Source organism: Streptomyces showdoensis, assembly GCF_039535475.1.
GTDB classification, from domain to species: Bacteria; Actinomycetota; Actinomycetes; order Streptomycetales; family Streptomycetaceae; genus Streptomyces; species Streptomyces showdoensis.
This window is the reverse complement of sequence record NZ_BAAAXG010000026.1, coordinates 3672519-3694106: the sequence shown is the minus strand read 5'-3', so window position 1 is coordinate 3694106 and position 21588 is coordinate 3672519. Positions and strand designations below refer to the sequence as shown.

General features: G+C 72.2%; 17 protein-coding genes and 1 tRNA gene. 9 read left to right on the top strand and 9 right to left on the bottom strand.

Annotation, left to right across the window (positions count from 1 at the left end):
• The first annotated feature begins 17 nt into the window (after positions 1-17).
• The 6 genes from ABD981_RS29930 (at position 18) to ABD981_RS29905 (ending at position 6699) form a co-directional block, all read left to right on the top strand.
• Positions 18-449: a hypothetical protein gene (locus ABD981_RS29930; protein ID WP_123954358.1), complete on the top strand. Its 432-nt coding sequence runs from the start codon at positions 18-20 to the stop codon at positions 447-449.
• A gap of 439 nt (positions 450-888) precedes the next feature.
• Complete coding sequence (locus tag ABD981_RS29925; protein ID WP_046907083.1) at positions 889-2127, top strand: branched-chain amino acid ABC transporter substrate-binding protein; 1239 nt, start codon at positions 889-891, stop codon at positions 2125-2127.
• 144 nt (positions 2128-2271) lie between these two features.
• Positions 2272-3204, top strand: a complete 933-nt coding sequence (locus ABD981_RS29920) for a branched-chain amino acid ABC transporter permease (protein ID WP_046907082.1) — start codon at positions 2272-2274, stop codon at positions 3202-3204.
• Between the two features lie 5 nt (positions 3205-3209).
• Positions 3210-4982 (top strand): branched-chain amino acid ABC transporter permease, encoded by a 1773-nt coding sequence (locus tag ABD981_RS29915; RefSeq protein WP_046907128.1) that lies wholly within the window; start codon positions 3210-3212, stop codon positions 4980-4982.
• Positions 4983-4987: 5 nt separating this feature from the next.
• On the top strand, positions 4988-5986 hold the full coding sequence (locus ABD981_RS29910; RefSeq protein ID WP_046907127.1) for an ABC transporter ATP-binding protein: 999 nt from the start codon (positions 4988-4990) through the stop codon (positions 5984-5986).
• Positions 5983-6699: an ABC transporter ATP-binding protein gene (locus ABD981_RS29905; RefSeq protein ID WP_046907081.1), complete on the top strand. Its 717-nt coding sequence runs from the start codon at positions 5983-5985 to the stop codon at positions 6697-6699. Before ABD981_RS29910 ends, ABD981_RS29905 begins: the two co-directional genes overlap by 4 nt.
• A 97-nt stretch (positions 6700-6796) precedes the next feature.
• Here ABD981_RS29905 and ABD981_RS29900 read toward each other — a convergent pair whose 3' ends face one another.
• Positions 6797-7456, bottom strand: a complete 660-nt coding sequence (locus ABD981_RS29900; protein WP_046907080.1) for an ANTAR domain-containing response regulator — start codon at positions 7454-7456, stop codon at positions 6797-6799.
• A gap of 124 nt (positions 7457-7580) precedes the next feature.
• On the opposite strand from ABD981_RS29900, the gene ABD981_RS29895 reads away from it, so the two are divergent.
• A tRNA-Leu gene (locus tag ABD981_RS29895) sits at positions 7581-7653 on the top strand.
• A gap of 51 nt (positions 7654-7704) precedes the next feature.
• Here ABD981_RS29895 and pyk read toward each other — a convergent pair.
• Both pyk and ABD981_RS29885 read right to left on the bottom strand, forming a co-directional pair.
• Entirely contained in the window at positions 7705-9135 is a 1431-nt protein-coding gene (gene pyk / locus ABD981_RS29890; RefSeq protein WP_345530414.1) for a pyruvate kinase, read from the bottom strand.
• Positions 9136-9281: 146 nt separating this feature from the next.
• Positions 9282-9956: an SIMPL domain-containing protein gene (locus ABD981_RS29885; RefSeq protein WP_046907078.1), complete on the bottom strand. Its 675-nt coding sequence runs from the start codon at positions 9954-9956 to the stop codon at positions 9282-9284.
• Positions 9957-10081: 125 nt separating this feature from the next.
• Between ABD981_RS29885 and ABD981_RS29880 the strand changes: the two genes are divergently transcribed.
• A complete protein-coding gene (locus tag ABD981_RS29880; RefSeq protein WP_046907077.1) occupies positions 10082-11890 on the top strand; it encodes a 5'-nucleotidase C-terminal domain-containing protein in 1809 nt (602 codons plus the stop codon).
• Between the two features lie 12 nt (positions 11891-11902).
• Here ABD981_RS29880 and ABD981_RS29875 read toward each other — a convergent pair whose 3' ends face one another.
• The 6 genes from ABD981_RS29875 to ABD981_RS29850 all read right to left on the bottom strand — a co-directional run bounded on the left by ABD981_RS29875 (position 11903) and on the right by ABD981_RS29850 (position 19677).
• A complete protein-coding gene (locus tag ABD981_RS29875) occupies positions 11903-13318 on the bottom strand; it encodes a lysine N(6)-hydroxylase/L-ornithine N(5)-oxygenase family protein (RefSeq protein ID WP_046907076.1) in 1416 nt (471 codons plus the stop codon).
• Entirely contained in the window at positions 13315-14688 is a 1374-nt protein-coding gene (locus ABD981_RS29870) for a pyridoxal phosphate-dependent decarboxylase family protein (protein WP_046907075.1), read from the bottom strand. Before ABD981_RS29870 ends, ABD981_RS29875 begins: the two co-directional genes overlap by 4 nt.
• Before the next feature lie 112 nt (positions 14689-14800).
• Positions 14801-17284, bottom strand: a complete 2484-nt coding sequence (gene pepN, locus ABD981_RS29865) for an aminopeptidase N (RefSeq protein WP_046907074.1) — start codon at positions 17282-17284, stop codon at positions 14801-14803.
• Between the two features lie 121 nt (positions 17285-17405).
• Complete coding sequence (locus ABD981_RS29860; RefSeq protein WP_046907073.1) at positions 17406-18401, bottom strand: asparaginase; 996 nt, start codon at positions 18399-18401, stop codon at positions 17406-17408.
• Complete coding sequence (locus ABD981_RS29855; RefSeq protein ID WP_240495169.1) at positions 18401-18778, bottom strand: chorismate mutase; 378 nt, start codon at positions 18776-18778, stop codon at positions 18401-18403. The genes ABD981_RS29860 and ABD981_RS29855 overlap by 1 nt, the downstream gene beginning before the upstream one ends.
• An 11-nt stretch (positions 18779-18789) precedes the next feature.
• Positions 18790-19677: a helix-turn-helix domain-containing protein gene (locus tag ABD981_RS29850; RefSeq protein ID WP_046907072.1), complete on the bottom strand. Its 888-nt coding sequence runs from the start codon at positions 19675-19677 to the stop codon at positions 18790-18792.
• Positions 19678-19772: 95 nt separating this feature from the next.
• On the opposite strand from ABD981_RS29850, the gene ABD981_RS29845 reads away from it, so the two are divergent.
• Positions 19773-21518: a glycoside hydrolase family 35 protein gene (locus ABD981_RS29845; RefSeq protein ID WP_046907071.1), complete on the top strand. Its 1746-nt coding sequence runs from the start codon at positions 19773-19775 to the stop codon at positions 21516-21518.
• Positions 21519-21588: the final 70 nt, after the last annotated feature.

The following is a 21588-nucleotide window of genomic DNA, read 5'->3' as shown; positions in this document are numbered from 1 at the left end:
CCGTGCGGCCGACTCCCGTGACCCGCAGGCGGATCACCCCCCTCCGCGCCGCACTCGCCGCAGCGCTGGCGGGCTGCGCCCTGGTCCTGTCCACCGGGTGCGAGCGGGCGCCGGAGGAGCCGGCGCCCCGTGCGAGCTCGCCCGCGGACGTGTGCACGAGCCTCGTGTCGTACTGGGTGAAGGAAGCCCTCAAGGGGAGCACGTGGGCGGGGCTCGACTGGGAGCAGAAGGGCCTGTCCAACGAGCAGTACGAGATCCACGACGAGGTGCTGCTCGCGGCGCGGACCGAGGAGCGGCGGGCGGGTCGCGAGGCGGCCTTCGCGCTGGCCGACCGGGAGAGCCGGCGACTCTGCGAGCAGGCGAAGGGGGCGACCGGAAGTTCGGAGAACTGGCGTCCGCCCAGCGAACAGAGAGTACCCACCGGCGGACTCCGACCCTCCCCTTCGTAACACTGCGTTACATCCGCGCAATGTCGGACCGGAGCCCTCCGGTCAGGTCGCGCGTCCGCTGGCACCGAGGGGGGTGTCCGATATCCGGAGAGGCGACAGGGCCGATCGTCAGGAGCCAAAAGCGCTCAAGCCCCTTAGCGGAACTGGGCGTTCTCAGTATGTGAACACCGCACTACCGACCGTTGTGCCCGAGTTTGCCCACCCCCTGCACACCGTCTCCCCCCGTCGGCATAACAAGACAGTCACATCCTGACCTCGGCGCTCCCCGACCTTCCCCACCTGCGCCTAGAGTCACGGCCAGTCACCGCGCCGCCGGGCGCTTTCTCTGCACGGCACCCGCTCAACCCCGTACGGCCCGGCATCGAAACGGCACCTCTAGCTACACAGCTCCACGGCACCGCCTCAGCTTGAGGGGGCCGCGCCAGGGAAAGGATTCTTCGTGCGACACCGTTCACTGCTCATCCTCACCAGCGTGCTCACCACGGGAGCGCTCACCCTCACCGCCTGCGGTTCGCGCGACGAGGGCAAGGGCGGCGGCGGCGACAACGCCGGCGGCACCACGACCGTCGTGATCGGTGTGGACGCCCCGCTCACGGGTTCGCTCTCCGCTCTCGGCCAGGGCATCAAGAACTCCGTGGACCTGGCGGCCAAGACCGCCAACAAGAACAAGGAAGTCCCCGGGATCACCTTCAAGGTGGAGGCCCTGGACGACCAGGCCGTCCCGGCCTCCGGCCAGGCCAACGCCACCAAGCTGGTCGGCAACAAGGACGTCGTGGGCGTCGTCGGCCCGCTGAACTCCGGCGTCTCCCAGCAGATGCAGGGCGTGTTCGCCGCCGCCGGCCTCGCGCAGGTCTCCCCGGCCAACACGAACCCCTCCCTCTCGCAGGGTGACAACTGGGGCAAGGGCGAGTTCAAGCGCCCCTTCAAGACCTACTTCCGCACCGCCGCCACCGACGTGGTCCAGGGCAAGTTCGCCGCCCAGTACCTCTTCAAGGACGCCGGCAAGAAGAAGGTCTTCGTCGTCGACGACAAGCAGACCTACGGCGCCGGCCTCGCGGCGATCTTCTCCGACGAGTTCAAGCGTCTCGGCGGCCAGGTCGTCGGCACCGACCACGTCACCGTGAAGGAGACCGACTTCTCCTCCACCGCCGACAAGGTCAAGGCCTCCGGCGCCGACTCCGTCTACTTCGGCGGCCAGTACCCCGAGGGCGGTCTGCTCTCCGACCAGATCAAGAAGACCGGCGCCAAGGTCCCGGTCATGGGCGGCGACGGCATCTACGACCCCGCCTTCATCAGCGCCTCCGGCGAGGCCAACGACGGTGACCTGGCCACCTCGATCGGTTACCCGGTCGAGAAGCTGGACACCGCCAAGAAGTTCATCGCCGACTACAACGCGGGCGGCTACAAGGACCCGTACGCGGCCTACGGCGGCTACTCCTACGACGCCGGCTGGGCGATCATCCAGGCCGTCAAGGCCGCCGTCGCCGCGAACAACGGCAAGCTCCCCACCGACGCCCGCGCCAAGGTCACCGAGGCCCTGGGCAAGGTCTCCTTCGACGGTGTGACCGGCAAGGTCTCCTTCGACGAGTACGGCGACACCACCAACAAGCAGCTCACGGTCTACAAGGTCGAGGGCGGCAAGTGGGTCGACGTGAAGAGCGACACCTTCAACCAGTAGTACCCCGGTCCGCCCCCGGGCCGAACGGCCCGGGCGGCCCGACCCGCACCCCGCAGTACCGCACCAACTGAACCAACCCGCGCGAGGGCGCAAACAGCGCCCTCGCGCGGAGTCTTATCCGACACGCTCATCGGAGGCCCTGCGGTGAACGAACTGCCGCAACAGCTGGCCAACGGCCTGGCCCTCGGTGCTCTCTATGGCCTCATCGCCATCGGGTACACCATGGTCTACGGCATCGTCCAGCTCATCAACTTCGCCCACGGCGAGATCTTCATGATCGGGGGCTTCGGCGCCCTCACCACCTACACCGCTCTCCCGAGCGGAACGTCCCTTCTGGTGGCGATACCGCTCATGATCGTCGGTGGCGCGATCGCCTCCGTGGCCGTCGCCACCGCCGCCGAGCGGTTCGCCTACCGCCCGCTGCGCAGCGCGCCCCGGCTGGCTCCGCTCATCACCGCGATCGGTCTGTCCATCGCGCTCCAGCAGCTGGTCTGGCAGTTCTACCCGGACGCCAAGAAGGCCGTCAGCTTCCCCGAGTTCAAGGGCGAGGCCTTCCACCTGCTCGACAACCTGGCGATCCAGCGCGCCGACGCCTTCGTGCTCGTCCTGGCGCCGCTGTGCATGCTCGCCCTCGGCGTCTTCGTCTCGAAGAGCCGCAGCGGCCGCGCCATGCAGGCCACCGCGCAGGACCCGGACACCGCGAAGCTGATGGGCATCAACACCGACCGCATCATCGTCATGGCCTTCGCCATCGGTGCCGCGTTCGCCGCCGTCGCCGCCGTCGCGTACGGCCTCGACAAGGGCCAGATCAACTTCGAGATGGGCTTCATCCTCGGCCTCAAGGCCTTCACCGCGGCCGTCCTCGGCGGCATCGGCAACATCTACGGCGCCATGGTCGGCGGCGTGGTCCTCGGCATCGCCGAGTCCCTCTCGATCGCCTACATCGAGGACATCCCCGGCATGCAGCAGCTCGGCGGCGGTGCCTGGTCCAACGTGTGGGCCTTCGTCCTCCTCATCGTCGTCCTCCTCGTGCGGCCCCAGGGCCTGCTCGGCGAGCGCGTCGCGGACAGGGCGTGAGCGGCATGAGCGACAACCTCACCAAGACCGAAGCGACCGAGGCCACCGCGGCCACGGCCACGACCACCCCCGGCACGCCCTCCGGCCTGCTCTGGGCGGTCCTCGGCGGCAGCCTCGCGACCGCCGCCAGCGCCTTCCTCGCCTGGACGTGGACCACCGACTTCCCCGGCAACCTCACGATCTACGGCAACCCCGCCCCGCTCCAGCTGCTCACGCTGGTCGGCGCCGTGCTCACCGCCGCCTACGCGCTCTCCGCGCTGGGCGTCAAGGGCCTCGGCTGGCTCAGCCCGGCCGGCTCCCGCAAGGCGCTGTGGATCGTGGCCCTGGGTACCTTCGCCACCACCCTCTTCACCGCGCTCTCGATCGTGGTCGAGCTGGGCGCCCTGGTGGACCTGGAGCCCGGCGCCGGCGTCGCCGTCGTCGCCTCCGCCGTCCCGGCGCTCGCCGCGTACAGGCTGCCGGACGACACCCGCCGGCCGGCCCGTGCGAAGGCCCTGCCCTCCTGGGCCGAGATCCTGATCATCGTCGTCGTCTTCGCCCTCGGCCTCTTCGTGGTCACCTTCGGCATCGACACCGACGACTCGGAGCCGCAGCTCTTCATCGCGTACCTGATCCTGGTCGGCTTCTCCGCCACCGCGCTGATCAAGTCCGGTGTCACCGGCCGCCTCGCGGCGATGACCGCGCGCAACCGCCAGGTGACCGTCACGGCCAGCCTGGTCATGGCGATCGCGTTCCCGTTCATCCAGCAGAGCGGCGACACGTACACGCTGATCGCGGTCAACATCCTCATCTTCGCGACCGTCGCCCTCGGCCTGAACATCGTCGTCGGTCTCGCGGGTCTGCTCGACCTCGGCTACGTCGCCTTCCTCGGTGTCGGCGCGTACACCGCGGCCCTGGTCTCCGGCGCCACCTCCTCCGCCTTCGGAGTCCAGTTCCCGTTCTGGGCCGCCGCCCTCACCGGCATGGCCGCCTCGCTGGTCTTCGGCGTCGTCATCGGCGCGCCGACCCTGCGACTGCGCGGCGACTACCTCGCCATCGTGACCCTCGGCTTCGGAGAGATCTTCCGCATCGCCATGGGCAACCTGGACGGCACCTCGGGCCCGCAGATCACCAACGGCCCGAACGGCATCCCGAACATCCCGCAGCTGGAGTTCTTCGGCTACAACTTCGGCGAGCCGCACACCGTCCTGGGCGTCGAGCTCGGCGCGTACGCCAACTACTACCTGCTGATGATCCTCATCATGGTCATCGTCGTGGTGGTCTTCTCCCGCGCGGGCAACAGCCGCATCGGCCGGGCCTGGGTCGCCATCCGCGAGGACGAGACCGCCGCCACCGCGATGGGCATCAACGGCTTCCGGGTCAAGCTGGTCGCCTTCGCCCTCGGCGCGGCCCTGGCCGGCCTCGCGGGCACGGTGCAGGCGCACGTCAACACCACGGTGGTGCCGGAGAACTACGTCTTCGCCGGCCCCGTGCCGCCGAACTCCGCCTTCCTGCTCGCGGCCGTCATCCTCGGCGGCATGGGCACGATCAGCGGTCCGATCGTCGGCTCCGCGCTGCTCTTCCTGATCCCGGCCAAGCTGTCCTTCCTCCAGGACTACCAGCTGCTCGGCTTCGGCATCGCCCTGATCCTGCTGATGCGCTTCCGCCCCGAGGGCCTCATCGCCAACAAGCGCGCCAAGCTGGAATTCCACGAGAACGACGAACAGCCCGACGTACCGGAGCAGCGACGGCCCGCCGACGCGGAGTCCGACGCCGGCACGGCGAAGGCGGGGGCGTGAACGCCATGACGACCACCACCGAGACCGGCACCGAGACGACCGCGACCGCGGCCGCCGTCCTCGAGGCGCGCGGGGTCACCATGCGCTTCGGCGGTCTGACCGCCGTCCGCGACGTCGACCTGACCGTCCGCCAGGGCGAGATCGTCGGCCTCATCGGCCCCAACGGCGCCGGCAAGACCACCTTCTTCAACTGCCTGACCGGCCTGTACGTCCCGACGGAGGGTCAGGTCAGCTACAAGGGAACGGTCCTGCCGCCCAAGCCGCACCTGGTCACCCAGGCCGGCATTGCGCGTACCTTCCAGAACATCCGCCTCTTCTCCAACATGACGGTCCTGGAGAACGTCCTCGTCGGACGGCACACCCGGACCAAGGAGGGCCTGTGGTCCGCGCTGGTGCGCGGTCCCGGCTTCAAGCGGGCGGAGGCGGCCTCCCGCGCCCGGGCCATGGAGCTCCTGGAGTTCGTGGGCCTGGCCGCCAAGGCCGAGCACCTCGCGCGCAACCTGCCGTACGGCGAGCAGCGCAAGCTGGAGATCGCCCGCGCGCTCGCCAGCGACCCCGGCCTGCTGCTGCTCGACGAGCCGACGGCCGGCATGAACCAGGCCGAGACCCGCACCACCGAGGAGCTGGTCTTCGCGATCCGCGACCTCGGCATCGCGGTCCTGGTCATCGAGCACGACATGAAGTTCATCTTCAACCTGTGCGACCGGGTCGCCGTCCTGGTCCAGGGCGAGAAGCTCGTCGAGGGCACCTCCGAGGTCGTCCAGGGCGACGAGCGGGTCGTCGCCGCGTACCTGGGCACGCCGTTCGAGGGCGCGCCCGGCGCGGAGGAGGCCGCCGAGGTCGAGGCGGCGGAGGCCCACGCGGCCGAGGCCGAGGCCACGGAGCCCGAGGCGGAGGCCTCCGAGGACGCCCCGGCGGACGAGGCCCCGGCCGCGGACGCCGCTCCGGCCGAGACCCCCGCGTCCGAGGGCGCGGACAGCACCACCGAAGGAGACTCCAAGTGACCGCACTTCTGGAGGTCGAGGACCTCAGGGTCGCCTACGGCAAGATCGAGGCCGTCAAGGGCATCTCCTTCTCCGTCGAGGCGGGCCAGGTCGTCGCCCTGATCGGCACCAACGGCGCCGGCAAGACCACGACCCTGCGCACGCTGTCCGGTCTGCTGAAGCCCTCCGGCGGCACGATCACCTTCGACGGCCAGGTGCTCAACGGCATCCCGGCCCACAAGGTGGTCTCGCTGGGCCTCGCCCACTCCCCCGAGGGCCGGCACATCTTCCCGCGGCTCAGCATCGCCGAGAACCTCCAGCTGGGCGCCTTCCTGCGCAGCGACAAGGACGGCATCGAGCGGGACATCCAGAAGGCCTACGACCTCTTCCCGATCCTGGGCGAGCGTCGCAAGCAGGCCGCGGGCACCCTCTCCGGCGGCGAGCAGCAGATGCTGGCGATGGGCCGGGCGCTGATGTCCCAGCCGAAGCTGCTGATGCTGGACGAGCCCTCGATGGGCCTCTCCCCGATCATGATGCAGAAGATCATGGAGACCATCGCGGCGCTGAAGGCCGAGGGCATGACGATCCTGCTCATCGAGCAGAACGCGCAGGCCGCGCTCTCCCTCGCGGACTACGGGTACGTGATGGAGGTCGGCACGGTGAAGCTGTCCGGCACCGGCCGCGACCTGCTCGTGAACGACGAGGTGCGCAAGACGTACCTCGGCGAGGAGTAGCCGCCCCGCAGCAGGAAGGCCCGCCCCACGCGTGCGTGGGGCGGGCCTTCTTCACGTGTGCGGACGCGCGGGTGCGGACGCGCGGGCACGGAGCGGTCTACTGCTCCTTGGCCTTGGCCGCCTTCTTCTCCTCGGCGTCCTCGATGACCGCCTCGGCGACCTGCTGCATCGACATGCGGCGGTCCATGGAGGTCTTCTGGATCCAGCGGAAGGCGGCCGGCTCGGTGAGCCCGTACTGGGTCTGGAGGATCGACTTGGCGCGGTCCACCAGCTTGCGGGTCTCCAGGCGCTGGGAGAGGTCGGCGACCTCCTGCTCCAGGGCGCGCAGCTCGGCGAAGCGGGAGACGGCCATCTCGATGGCCGGCACCACGTCGCTCTTGCTGAACGGCTTGACGAGGTACGCCATGGCGCCGGCGTCCCGGGCGCGCTCGACGAGCTCGCGCTGGGAGAAGGCGGTGAGCATGAGGACCGGGGCGATGGACTCGCCGGCGATCTTCTCGGCGGCCGAGATGCCGTCGAGGACCGGCATCTTCACGTCGAGGATGACCAGGTCGGGCCGGTGCTCGCGGGCGAGCTCCACGGCCGTGGCGCCGTCGCCGGCCTCGCCGACGACGGTGTAGCCCTCCTCCTCCAGCATCTCCTTGAGATCCATGCGGATGAGGGCCTCGTCCTCGGCGATGACGACGCGGGTCGTCAGCGGCGGGACGTGCGACGTGTCGGCGTCGTCGGCGGGCTGGGGCGACTCGGGGGCGGTCACTCGGGCTCCTCGTTCAAGGCCTCGTTCGCAGGGTGATCGAGGCGGATACAGCTCCCCATGAGCCTACCCACCTCCTGTAAGGTAGGGGCACGGCGGGTGACCGCCCCCCTTCGTTTCGAAGGAAGCCCCGGTAGCCCAGCGGTAGAGGCAATGGTCTCAAACACCATCTAGCGTGGGTTCGAATCCCACCCGGGGTACATTAACGCGATTTCCAAGGTCACGCCCCGGCTGCGGCTTCCGGGGGACCCTCAGGCCGTCGGGGGCTCCCCGATGTGGTGGACGCGGACCAGGTTGGTCGACCCCGCCACGCCGGGCGGAGAACCGGCCGTGATGACCACGATGTCCCCCTTCTTGCAGCGCCCGATCCGCAGCAGCTCCTCGTCCACCTGCGCCACCATCGCGTCGGTGGAGTCGACGTGCGGGCCGAGGAAGGTCTCGACGCCCCAGGTGAGGTTGAGCTGGGAGCGGGTCTCCGGGTCCGGCGTGAAGGCCAGCAGCGGGATCGGCGAGCGGTAGCGGGAGAGCCGCTTGACGGTGTCGCCGGACTGGGTGAAGGCCACCAGGAACCGGGCCCCGAGGAAGTCGCCGATCTCGGCGGCGGCCCGGGCCACCGCGCCGCCCTGGGTGCGGGGCTTGCTGCGCTCGGTCAGCGGCGGCAGGCCCTTGGCGAGGACGTCCTCCTCGGCGGCCTCGACGATCCGGCTCATCGTGCGCACGGTCTCGACCGGGTACTTGCCCACGCTGGTCTCGCCGGAGAGCATCACGGCGTCGGTGCCGTCGATGACGGCGTTGGCGACGTCGGAGGCCTCGGCGCGGGTCGGCCGGGAGTTGTCGATCATCGAGTCGAGCATCTGGGTGGCGACGATGACCGGCTTGGCGTTCCGCTTGGCCAGCTTGACGGCCCGCTTCTGGACGATCGGCACCTGCTCCAGGGGCATCTCGACGCCCAGGTCGCCGCGGGCGACCATGATGCCGTCGAAGGCGGCGACGATGTCCTCGATGTTCTCGACCGCCTGCGGCTTCTCGATCTTGGCGATGACCGGGATCCGGCGGTCCTCCTCGTCCATGATCCGGTGGACGTCCTCGATGTCCCGGCCGCTGCGGACGAAGGAGAGGGCGATCACGTCGGCGCCGGTGCGCAGGGCCCAGCGCAGGTCCTCGACGTCCTTCTCGGACAGGGCGGGGACGGAGACGGCGACCCCGGGCAGGTTGAGCCCCTTGTTGTCGGAGACCATGCCGCCCTCGACGACCCGGGTGTTGACCCGGGGCCCGTCGACGGAGACGACCTCCAGGGTGACCCGGCCGTCGTCGACGAGGATGCGCTCGCCGGCGGTGACGTCCTCGGCGAGCCCGGAGTAGGTGGTGCCGCAGCAGTGGCGGTCGCCCTCCATCGGCTCCACGGTGATGGTGAACTCGTCGCCGCGTTCAAGGAGTACGGGACCCTCGCGGAACCGGCCGAGACGGATCTTCGGGCCTTGAAGGTCGGCGAGGACGCCGACGCTGCGGCCGGTCTCCTCGGAGGCCTTGCGAACGCGCTGGTAGCGCTCCTCGTGCTCGGCGTAGGAGCCGTGGCTGAGGTTGAGGCGGGCCACATCCATCCCGGCTTCGACCAATGCCTTGATCTGGTCGTATGTTTCGGTGGCGGGCCCAAGGGTACAAACGATTTTTGCTCGGCGCATGAGGCGAGCCTAGGGCTTACCGGCGGGTAGCGAATGGGCCGGGCATGACTACTCAACAACCTTTCAGTGAAAGCTTGTTGACAAGTCTTGAATCTGTGCGAACGGCTGCTCTGATGAGCGATTTTCGCGGCCGGAAGCCCGTCGTCTCAGAGTGCGGGCGGGGCCATCGTGAAGCGCGCGGCGACCTCGGCGGTGACCGTCTGCCGCTGCGGTTCGAGCTCCATCGGCGCCGGCGCCTCCACCGCCTCCGCCGCGAAGGCCATCCGCATCCCGCCCATCGGCGCGGGGCCGCCCTGCCCGAGCCCGGTGTCGGAGAGTTCGAGCAGCGCCACCAGCGAGGAGCCCAGCGCCTCGGCGTACTCGCGCGCCCGGCGCACCGCCTCCCGCACCGCCTGCCGGCGCGCCTCCGCGTACGCCGGGGAGTCCGGGCGCAGCGCCCACCAGGGGCCGTCCACCCGGGTCCACTCCAGGTCGGCGAGGCGCGTGGTCAGCTCGCCGAGGGCGGTGAAGTCGGTGAGCTCGGCCGAGAGGTGCACCCAGCCCTGGTAGCCGCGCACCCGCTCGCCGCGGCCGTGCCGGGCGGGCTCCGGGCTGACCGAGAGGGCGCCCGTCTCCAGCTTGGCGACGGCCTCCCCGTACGACTTCACCAGGGCGATCGCCTCGGCGTTCCGGCTCGTCAGGGCGGCCAGCACCGAGGAGCGGTCGGTGCCCCGGGCGCGGACCGAGACGCCGATCCTGGCCAGCTCCGGGTCCACCTCCAGGCGGCCCTCGCCACGGACCGTCACCTGGGGCGCCTCGGGGGTGGGCTGCTGCTGTGTCATACCGAACACTTTCCCACTCCGTAACCCGAAAGGTCTGTTGCGACCGTGCGATCCGAGCCAGAATCTACGCGCGTTGTGCGCCACGGTCGGCGCCCGCGCCACAGAACCACTAGGGGAGAACACACATGCCGCTGAACCGCAGGACGTTCCTGGAGCGCTCGGCCGCCGCCGGGGCCGGCGTGGCCCTCACCGGGGCCGCCGCCGTTCCCGCCGAGGCCCACGGCGGCCACGGTCACGGCCGCCCGCGTCCGCAGAAGCGGTACTCCTTCACCGTGATGGGCACCACCGACCTGCACGGGAACGTCTTCAACTGGGACTACTTCACCGACAAGGAGTTCGACGACAAGGCCCACAACGACGTCGGCCTCGCCAAGATCTCCACCCTGGTCGAGCAGGTCCGCGAGGAGAAGGGCCGCTGCAACACCCTCCTCATCGACGCCGGCGACACCATCCAGGGCACCCAGCTGTCCTACTACTACGCCAAGGTCGACCCGATCACGAAGGCCGGCGGCCCGGTCCACCCGATGGCCCAGGCCATGAACGCCATCGGCTACGACGCCGCCGCGCTCGGCAACCACGAGTTCAACTACGGCATCCCGGTGCTGCGGAAGTTCCAGGAGCAGTGCGACTTCCCGCTGCTCGGCGCCAACGCGCTCGACGCGAAGACCCTGCGCCCGGCCTTCCCGCCGTACAGCATCCACCGGCTGCGCACCCCGCACGGCCGTGACGTCAAGGTCGCCGTCCTCGGCCTGACCAACCCGGGCATCGCCATCTGGGACAAGGCCAACGTCAACGGCAAGATGGTCTTCCCCGGCCTCGAGGAGCAGGCCGCCAAGTGGGTGCCCAAGCTGCGCTCCATGGGCGCCGACGTGGTCGTCGTCTCGGCCCACTCCGGCTCCAGCGGCACCTCCTCGTACGGTGACCAGCTCCCGTACATCGAGAACGCGGCCGGGCTCGTCGCCGAGCAGGTCCCGGGCATCGACGCGATCCTGGTCGGGCACGCCCACACCGAGATCCCCGAGTACCGGGTGAAGAACAAGGCCACCGGCAAGGACGTCGTCCTGTCCGAGCCGCTCAAGTGGGGCCAGCGCCTCACCCTCTTCGACTTCGACCTGGTGTGGGAGAAGGGCCGCTGGACCGTCGAGAAGGTCGGCGCCACGGTCCTCAACTCCAACACGGTCGCCGAGGACCCGGAGATCACCGGGCTGCTCGCGGACGAGCACAAGAAGGTCGTCGCGTACGTCAACCAGGTCATCGGCACCTCGACGGCGGTCATGACCACGGCCGACGCGCCGTGGAAGGACGAGCCGATCATCGACCTGATCAACGTCGTCCAGGCCGAGACGGTGAAGGCGGCCCTGGCCGGCGGGGCCTACGCGGGCCTGCCGGTGCTCTCCCAGGCCTCCTGCTTCTCCCGCACCGCCCGCATCCCGTCCGGCGCCATCTCCATCAAGGACGCCGCCGGGCTGTACCCCTTCGAGAACACCCTGGAGGCCCGGCTGATGACGGGCGCCCAGCTGAAGGAGTACCTGGAGTACTCGGCGAAGTACTACGTCCAGACCCCGGCGGGCGCCCCCGTCGACACCGCCAAGCTCACCAACGCGGACGGCACCCCGGACTACAACTACGACGCCGTGTCCGGGCTGACGTACGACATCGACATCGCCAAGCCGGTCGGTCAGCGGATCACCGGTCTGTCCTTCCAGGGCAAGCCGCTCGACCCGGCCGCCTCGTTCGTGCTCGCGGTGAACAACTACCGGGCCAGCGGCGGCGGCGCCTTCCCGCACGTGGCCAAGGCCCAGCAGCTGTGGGCGAACTCGGACGAGATCCGCAACACCATCATCCAGTGGGTGAAGGCGAAGGGCACGGTCGACCCGTCCCTGTTCGCCTCGGTGGACTGGAAGCTGACCCGGGACGGCGTGCCGGTGTTCTAGCCCCGTCCGGGCTCAGACGTTCTGTGTGAGAGGCGTCAGCTTCTGGCCCTGGGCCGGAATGCTCGGCGCCTCGCGCGCGTCCAGGCCGAAGGTGGTGAAGGCGGTCCTGCGGGGCAGCGGGTAGGGCTCCTTGCCGGTGACCGCGTTGAGGATGACGGCGCTGCGCCAGGCGGCGAGTCCCAGGTCGGGGGCGCCGACGCCGTGGGTGTGCTTCTCCGCGTTCTGGACGTAGACCGAGCCGGTCACCGAGTCGTCGAGCACCAGCCGGTACGCGCTGTCGATGCGGGGCCGGCCCGCGGAGTCGTGCCGCAGGTACGGGTCGAGGCCGGCCAGCATCCGGTCGACCCGGCGCTCCCGGTAGCCGGTGGCCAGCACCACGGCGTCGGTGGTGAGCCGGGAGCGGGAGTTCTGCTGGGCGTGCTCCAGGTGCAGCTCGACCTTGGTGGTGGCGACCCGGCCGGCCGTGCGGACCCGGACCCCCGGGGTGATCACGGCGTCCGGCCAGCCGCCGTGCAGGGTGCGGCGGTAGAGCTCGTCGTGGATGGCGGCGATGGTGTCGGCGTCGATGCCCTTGTGCAGCTGCCACTGGCGGGGCACCAGTTCGCCCCGCACCGGCTCGGGCAGGGCGTGGAAGTAGCGGGTGTAGTCGGGGGTGAAGTGCTCCAGGCCCAGCTTGGAGTACTCCATGGGCGCGAAGGCCTCGCTGCGGGCCAGCCAGTGCAGCTTCTCGGCTCCCTCGGGGCGGGCGCGCAGCAGGTCGAGGAAGACCTCGGCGCCCGACTGGCCGGAGCCGATGACGGTGACGTGCCCCGCGGCGAGCAGGCTCTCGCGGTGGGTCAGGTAGTCGGCGGAGTGGATCACGGGCACGCCGGGCGCGTCGGCGAGCGGGCGCAGCGGCTCGGGGACGTACGGCTCGGTGCCGACGCCGAGAACGACGTTGCGGGCGTAGGCGCGGCCGAGCGCCTCCGCCTCGCCGTCGGCGTCGAGCTGGGTGAAGTCGACCTCGAACAGCCGCCGTTCGGGGTTCCAGCGGACGGAATCGACCTGGTGTCCGAAGTGGAGTCCGGGGACGAGTCCGCTGACCCAGCGGCAGTAGGCGTCGTACTCGGCGCGCTGGATGTGGAACTTCTCGGCGAAGTAGAAGGGGAAGAGCCGGTCGCGGCTCCTGAGGTAGCTGAGGAAGCTCCAGGGGCTGGCCGGGTCGGCCAGGGTCACCAGGTCGGCCAGGAAGGGGACCTGGAGGGTGGCGCCCTCGATGAGCAGGCCGGGGTGCCACTGGAAGGAGGGCCGCTGCTCGAAGAAGGCGGTGGCCAGGCCGCCGGGAACGCCCTGGGCGAGCGCGGCGAGGGAGAGGTTGAACGGGCCGATGCCGACGCCCACGAGGTCGAGCGGGCGGTCGAGGTCGTGCTGGGGGGTGCTGCCGGTCATCGGTCGGTGCCGCCTTCCACGAGGGTGAGGATCTGTGCCAGGTCGCCGGGGGTGGCGTGGGGGTTGAGCAGGGTGGCCTTGAGCCAGAGCCGCCCGTCGGCCGCGGCCCGGCCGAGGACGGCGCGGCCCTCGGCGAGCAGCGTGCGGCGGATCGCGGCGACGGCCTCGTCGGAGGCGCCGTACGGGCGGAACAGGACGGTCGTGAGGGTGGGCGGGGCGTACAGCTCCAGGCCCGGGGACTTCTCGACCAGCTCGGCCAGGTCCCCGGCGAGCGCCATGCAGGCGTCGACGAGGGCGCCGAGTCCCGAGCGGCCGAGGGCGCGCAGGGTGACGGCGGTCTTGAGGACGTCGGGCCGCCGGGTGGTGCGCAGGGAGCGCCCGAGGAGGTCGGGCAGTCCGGCCTCGGTGTCGTCGTCGGCGTTCAGGTAGTCGGCGCGGTGGCCGAGGACGGCGAGGTCGTCCGCGTCCCGGACGGCGAGCAGCCCGGCGGCGGCCGGCTGCCAGCCCAGCTTGTGCAGGTCGACGGTGACCGTGCGGGCCCGGTCGAGTCCCGCGAGCAGCGGGCGGTGCCGCTCGCTGAGGAGGAGCGGGCCGCCGTAGGCCGCGTCCACGTGGAGCTCGGCGCCGTGCGCGGCGCACAGCTCGGCGATCTCCGGGAGCGGGTCGATCAGGCCGGCGTCGGTGGTGCCGGCGGTGGCGGCGACCAGGAGCGGCCCGCGGAGCTCGGTGAGGGCCTGTTCCAGGGCCGCCGGGTCCATGGTGCCGTTCGGGGCCGGTACGAGTACCGGTTCGGGCAGGCCGAGGAGCCAGGCGGCGCGACGGAAGGAGTGGTGGGCGTTGGCGCCGACGACCGGCTGCACCGTCCCGCCGCGTTCCCGCGCCAGGAGCAGGGCGAGCTGGTTGGACTCGGTGCCGCCGGTGGTGACCAGGGCGTCGGGGCGGGGGGCGGCCGGGAAGGCCTCGGCGGCGAGGGCGGCCGTGACCAGCTCCTCCAGTACGGAGGCGGCGGGTGCCTGGTCCCAGGAGTCCATCGACGGGTTCAGCGCGGAGGCGGCGAGGTCGGCGGCGGCGGCGAGGGCCAGCGGCGGGGTGTGCAGGTGCGCCGCGCACAGCGGGTGCGCCGGGTCGGCGGCGCCGGCGGTGACCGCGCGCACGACGGCGGCCAGGGCCTCGGTGGCTCCCGTGCCGCGCTCGGGGAGCGCCTCCCCGAGCGCCTCCCGCACCCGGTGGGCCACCGCTCCCGGCCCGCCGGCCGGGAGGGGGCCGCCGCGGTCCGCCGCGCCGGAGCGGAGGGCGTCGAGGACGGTGTCGAGGAGGGGTCGGAGGTCGTCGGGGCCGGGGGTGCCTCCGGCGAGGGGTGCGGCACGCATGGACGACAGGGTGCCGGGGGTTCTGGGGGTTTGTCCGGAGAGTGCAGTCGTATGACCCGAACGGGGGACGGTGCCCTTGCGGGAAGGGCGCCGTCCCCCGCGGTCCGGAGGGTCAGCCGCGGACCCTCAGCGCGCGGCGCAGGTCGTCGAGCTGGTCGACGAGCTTGCGGTGGAGGGCCGGGGTCGCCTTGTCCTCGGCGAGGTGCCGCTCGCCGAGCGCGAGGGAGTCGGCGTCGACCGCGTCGGCGGGGAAGGCCCAGCGGCCGGCGGCCTCGGCCATGGCGGCGCCTCGGCGGTCGGCGAGGGCGAGGGCGGCGGGGTAGTAGCGGGCCACGTAGGGGTGCAGGAGCTCGGCCTGTTCGGGCTTCCAGAAGCCCTGGGCGGTGGCCGTGAACAGGTAGTTGGAGAGGTCGTCGGAGTCGAACATGGACGCCCAGGCGGCGGCCTTCGCCTCCTCCGTGGGCAGGGCGGCGCGACAGCGGGCGGCACCCTCCTGGCCGGTGGCGCTGGGGTCGCGGTCGAGCTCGGCGGCGATGGCGGCCTCGTCGGTGGCGCCGAGGACGGCGAGACGGGCGAGGATGCGCCATCTCAGCTCGGGGTCGAGCTCGGGGCCGCCGTGGACGGTGCCGTCCTCGAACCAGGAGGCGATCTTCTCGGGGGTGGTGGCGCTGTCGACGTAGGCGCGGACGGCGGTGAGGCGCAGGCCCGGCGCGTCGCCGTCCTCGGTGCGGCGCATCAGGTCGCGGGCGATGCCGCGGATCGCGGCGAGGGCGGCGGGGCGGTCGGCGGCGGAGACGTACCGGTCGGCGATCTGGCCGCGGGCGAAGCCCAGGACGCCCTGGACGACGGCGAGTTCGGTCTCCCCGGGGAGGTGCGCGGCGGCGGCCTCCAGGTAGGCGGCGGGCTCCAGCTCGCCGTCCCGGACCATGTCGCGCAGCGCGTTCCAGACCACGGCGCGGGTGAGGGCGTCGGGGATGCGGGAGAGGCTGCGCAGGGCGGTCTCCTCCGACACCCCGTCGAAGCGCATCTTGGCGTAGGTGAGGTCGCCCTCGTTGAGGACGACGAGCGCCGGGCGCGGGCCGGTGAGGTCGAGCGGGGCGGCCTGCGGGACGTCGAGCTCGTGCCGGGCGCGCAGCACGGGGGCGCCGGCGGCGTCGAGGTCGTACACGCCGGCGGAGACGCGGTGCGGGCGGCTGCCCTCGCGGTCGACGGTGAGCCGCCACTGGCTGCCGGCGCCCTCGACGCGCGGGGTGAGGGTGTCGACGCCGGTGGTGCGCAGCCACTGCTCGGCCCAGCCGTGGACGTCGCGGTCGGTCGCGGCGGCGAGGTTGTCGATGAAGTCGGCGAGGGTGGCGTTGCCGAACTTGTGGCGCTTGAAGTGGATGTTGATGCCGGCGAGGAAGTCCTCCTCCCCCATCCAGGCGACGAGCTGGCGCAGTGCGGAGGCGCCCTTGGCGTAGGAGATGCCGTCGAAGTTGAGGAGGGCGGAGGCGGTGTCGGGGACGGCGTCCGGGTCGGGGGCGACGGGGTGGGTGGAGGGCCGCTGGTCGGCCTCGTAGCCCCAGGACTTGCGGGTCGCGCCGAAGTCGATCCAGGTGTCGGCGAAGCGGTCGGAGCAGGCCTCGTTGACGGTCTGGAAGCCCATGTACTCGGCGAAGGACTCGTTGAGCCAGATGTCGTCCCACCAGCGCAGGGTGACGAGGTCGCCGAACCACATGTGGGCCATCTCGTGGGCGATGACCATCGCGCGGGTCATCCGCTCGGTGTCGGTGACGGCGGAGCGGAAGACGAACTCGTCGCGGAAGGTGACGAGTCCGGGGTTCTCCATGGCGCCGGGGTTGAACTCGGGGACGAAGGCCTGGTCGTACGAGTCGAAGGGGTACGGCTCGTCGAACTTCCGGTGGTAGCGGTCGAAGCAGGCCTTGGTGACGTCGAGGATCTCGTCGGCGTCGGCGTCGAGGTGGGGGGCGAGCGAGCGGCGGCAGTGGATGCCGAAGGGCAGTCCGGCGTGCTCGGTGCGGACGGAGTGCCAGGGGCCGGCGGCGACGCAGACGAAGTAGGTGGAGAGCAGCGCGGTGGGCGCGGCGGTCCAGCGGCCGTCGGCGCCGCGCTCGGTGACGCCGTTGGACAGGACGGTCCAGCCCTCGGGGGCGGTGACGGCGATCTCGAAGACGGCCTTGAGGTCGGGCTGGTCGAAGGCGGCGAAGACGCGCTGGACGTCCTCCATGAACAGCTGGGTGTAGACGTAGGTCTCGCCGTCGGTGGGGTCGGTGAAGCGGTGCATGCCCTCGCCGGTGCGGGAGTAGCGCATGGTGGCGGCGATGCTGAGGGTGTGCTCGCCCTCGGTGAGGACGAGCGGCAGGCGGTTGCCGTCGAGGGCGGCGGTGTCGAGGGGCTCGCCGTCGAGGGCGGCGGAGTGCAGGGCGTCCGGCTTGAGCTCGACGAAGGTGCTTCCGGCGGTGCGGGCGGTGAACCGGATGAGACTGGTGGACTCGAAGGTCTCGTCGCCGGTGGTGAGGTCGAGGTCCACGGTGTAGCGGTGGACGTCGAGGAGCTGGGCACGGGTCTGCGCTTCGTCGCGCGTCAGTACGGACATGGGCCCATGCTGCCTGATGCCCCCCGGCCGGGGCAGGGGGGTCGGGGATCACGGTCCCGACGAGATGCCGGGGGATGCCGGGGGGCGCCGCGGGAACGGGGTCCCGACGGAAACGCCGGGGTCACGCCAGGCCCGCGCCGTCCAGATGGGCGAAGGCCGCCGAGATGCGGGGCCGGTCGTATCCGGCGGGTCCCTTGGCGCCGCTGGAGAGCAGGGCGTGCAGCAGGAGCCGGGCCTTGGCGGGGGCGAGCGGGCCGGCCGGGACCAGGCCGTGGTGCAGCAGGTCGTACTCGGAGCCGGGGCCGCGGTAGGTGTGCGAGAGGGTCGCGCCCGCGCCCGTACGGGAGGCGAGGACGACCGGGATGCGGGTGGCGAGGGCGGCGAGGGGTTCGACGAGCCCGGCGGGGACGTGGCCGGCGCCGAAGGCGGCGACGACCAGGCCGTCGTACCGGTCGGCGACGGCGTCGAGGAGTTCGCCGCGGTCGCCGAGGGAGAGGGTCAGCAGGGCCACCCGCACGGAGGGGTCGAGGGTGAGCGGGCAGAGCCGGGTGGGCACGGCGGGGCGGAGCAGGATCCGCGGCTCGCCCTCGACGACGGCGCCGAGCGGGCCGGCGCCCGGTGAGGTGAAGGTGGCGACGGAGGTGGTGTGGGCCTTGTGGGCGAAGCGGGCGGCGTGGATCTCGTCGGCGAGCACCACGAGCACGCCGAGGCCGCGGCAGCCCGGGTCGGCGGCGACGGCGAGGGCGGCGGCCAGGTTGGCGGGGCCGTCGGCGCCGGGCAGGTCGGGGCGGCGCATGGCGCCGGTGACGACGATCGGCTCCTCGGTGGTGCACAGCAGGTCGAGGAGGAAGGCGGTCTCCTCCAGGGTGTCGGTGCCCTGGACGACGACCGCGCCCGAGCCGGCGGCGACGGTGGCGCGCACCTCCTCGGCGAGGGCCGCGAGGTCCTCGAAGGAGAGCGAGGAGCTGGGCACCCGGCGGAAGTCCCGGAGCTCCACCTCGACGCCCTCGGGGGTGAGGCCGAGCCCGGCGAGCACCTCGGTGCCGGTCATGCGGGCGGCGTCACCGCCCCGCGCGGAGATGGTTCCCCCCAGCGTGAATACGGTGACGCGCGCCATCAGCGTGCTCCGTCCGCGATCGTCTCGTGGTGGCGGATGACCTCCGCGATGATGAAGTTCAGCAGCTTCTCCGCGAAGGCCGGGTCCAGTTTCGCGCTCCCGGCGAGTTCCCGCAGCCGGGCGATCTGCCGGGCCTCGCGGGCCGGGTCGGCGGGCGGCAGGTCGTGCTCGGCCTTGAGGACGCCGACCTGCTGGGTGCACTTGAAGCGCTCGGCGAGCATGTGGACGACGGCCGCGTCGATGTTGTCGATGCTCTCGCGCAGCCGGGTCAGCTCGGCGGTGACGGAGGGATCGATGGCACCGCGGGGGCCGCTCGGGCGGCTGTCGCCGGTGGTGCCGGTGTCCGGTGTGGCGCGGGTGTCGCTGGACTCGCTCATGAGCAGCGACCCTATCCGGATCTCGGGAGGATCGTGGGCGGGTGTTCGGGATCCGGAACGGTGGTGCTCCAGCCGCCGGGGACGGTCCTGCCCTGCTGCTCCCGGAAGCGGATGGGGGCGGTGCCGACGCGGCGGGTGAAGAGGCGGGAGAAGTAGGCGGGGTCGTCGTAGCCGACCCGGCGGGCGACGGCGGCGACGGGCAGCTCGGTGCCGGCGAGGAGTTCCTTGGCGCGGCCGAGGCGGACGGTGAGCAGGTAGTCCTTGGGGCTGCAGCCGGCGGCGCGGCGGACGGCGGTGCGCAGCTCGGCGGCGGTCATGCCGTGCCGGGCGGCGTGTTCGGCGACGGTGAGGCGGCTGAAGGCGTCGCGGGCGAGGGCGGTGAGGACGGGGTCGCCGTCGGCGTTGGTGTCGGCGCGGGCGCGGCGCAGGGCGACCAGGAGCTCGTGGACGGCGGCGCCGGTCTCGACCTCCAGGAGGGGGTTGCCGGGGCGGGCGGCGCGGGCGATGCGGCCGATGGCGGCGCGGGCCGGGGCGGCGTCGGCGAGGGGGACCACGGGCCGGTCGGGTTCGATGTAGCCGAGCTCGGTGTAGGTGGCGGTGGCGGGCCCGGTGAAGTCGACGAAGGCCTCGTCCCAGCCGGTGCCGGGGTCGGCTGAGTAGTGGTGGGGCACGCCGGGGGTGAGCCAGATGACGGCGGGGGCGGTGACGGTGGTGCGGCGCCCGTCGGGGCCCCGGTACCAGCCGCTGCCGGAGCCGACCAGGACGGCGACGTGGTGGTCGAGGGTGCGCGGGCCGACGGTGGGCAGGGTGCCGTGCTGGAGTCCGACGCCGAGGCAGACCAGGCCGAGCCGGTGGTGGACGGGTCCGGGCGTGAAGTAGCGCATCCAGGTGTGGTACATCGCGAGGCAGCCTCCCCAGCGCCCTACTGAAGGTCCAAACTGCGACGATCTTTGTCCATGGACCGGTCCGCCGCCAGGGGGCGAAGGTGAGGCGCATGAGCGAGTTCGTGGTGGGTGACGAGGACTTTCTTCTCGACGGGCGGCCGGTGCGGCTGCTCTCGGGGGCCCTGCACTACTTCCGGGTGCACGAGGAGCAGTGGGCGCACCGGCTCGGGATGCTGCGGGCGATGGGCCTCAACTGCGTCGAGACGTACGTGCCGTGGAACCTGTACGAGCCGGAGCCCGGCCGGTACGGGGACGTGGACGCCCTCGGCCGGTTCCTGGACGCGGTCGCGCGCGCGGGGATGTGGGCGATCGTGCGCCCCGGCCCGTACATCTGCGCCGAGTGGGAGAACGGCGGGCTGCCGCACTGGCTGACCGGCCCGCTGGGGCGGCGGGTGCGCACGGACGACGCGGAGTACCTGGCGCACGTGGAGCGCTGGTTCCGCCGGCTGCTGCCGCAGGTGGTGGAGCGTCAGGTCGACCGGGGCGGTCCGGTGGTCCTGGTGCAGGTGGAGAACGAGTACGGCAGCTACGGCACCGACACCGGCTATCTGCGGCGGGTCGCCGACCTGCTGCTCGCCTGCGGGGTGGGGGTGCCGCTGTTCACCTCGGACGGCCCGGAGGACCACATGCTGACGGGCGGTTCGGTGCCGGGGGTGCTGGCGACGGCGAACTTCGGCTCGGGCGCGCGGGAGGCGTTCGCGACGCTGCGGCGGCACCGGCCGTCCGGTCCGCTGATGTGCATGGAGTTCTGGTGCGGCTGGTTCGACCACTGGGGCACGGAGCACGTCGGGCGGGACGCGGCGGACGCGGCCGGGGCGCTGCGGGAGATCCTGGAGTGCGGGGCCTCGGTGAACGTCTACATGGCGCACGGCGGGACCAGTTTCGCCGGGTGGGCGGGGGCGAACCGGGCCGGGCACGAGCACGAGGGGGCGCTGCGGCCGACGGTCACCTCCTACGACTACGACGCGCCGGTCGACGAGGCGGGGCTGCCGACGGAGAAGTTCTGGCGCTTCCGCGAGGTGCTCGCCGACTACGCGGAGGGGCCGCTGCCCGAGGTGCCGGAGCCGCCGGCGCGGATCGGCGGGCCCGCGGCGGGTGTCCCGGAGGGCTGGGCGCCGCTGGCGGAGGTGCTGGCGGTGCTCGGGGACGCGGAGGCGGTCTCGCCGGTGCCGCCGACCTTCGAGCAGCTGGGCGTGGACCGGGGCCTGGTCCGCTACCGGGTCCGGGTGCCGGGCCCGCGGCAGCCGTACCCGCTGGTGGTGACGGGGCTGCGGGACCGGGCCACGGTGTACGTGGACGGGGCCCTCGCGGGGGTGCTCGACACGGAGGAGGCCACGCTGCCGGAGCCGGTGGCGGGGCCCGCGGTGGTCGAGTTGTGGGTGGAGTCGCTGGGCCGGGTCAACTACGGGCCGCGGCTGGCGGAGCCGAAGGGCGTCACGGGCGGGATCCGGCACGAGCGGCAGTACCTGCACGGGGTACGGGCCCGGGGGCTGCGGCTCGACGCCTTCGCGGCGGCGACGGTGGACGAGGTCCCGTTCGTCCCGGTCACGGTGGAGTGCGGCCCGGGGCTGTACCGGGCCGCGGTGACGGTCCCGTCCCCGGGGGACGCGGCGCTGCGGCTGCCGGGCTGGACCCGCGGCTTCGTGTGGGTCAACGGCTTCTGCCTGGGCCGCTACTGGAACGCCGGCCCGCAGGAGTCCCTGTTCGTGCCGGGCCCGGTGCTGCGGGAGGGCGCGAACGAGGTGTGGGTGCTGGAGCTGGAGGGCGGCGCGGGGGACGCGGTGGAGCTGGCGTAGCGGGCGCGCCCGGCGCGGGCGGGAGGAAGCGCTCGGCGGGCCGGGGCGGCGGACCGGGCGCGGGCGGACC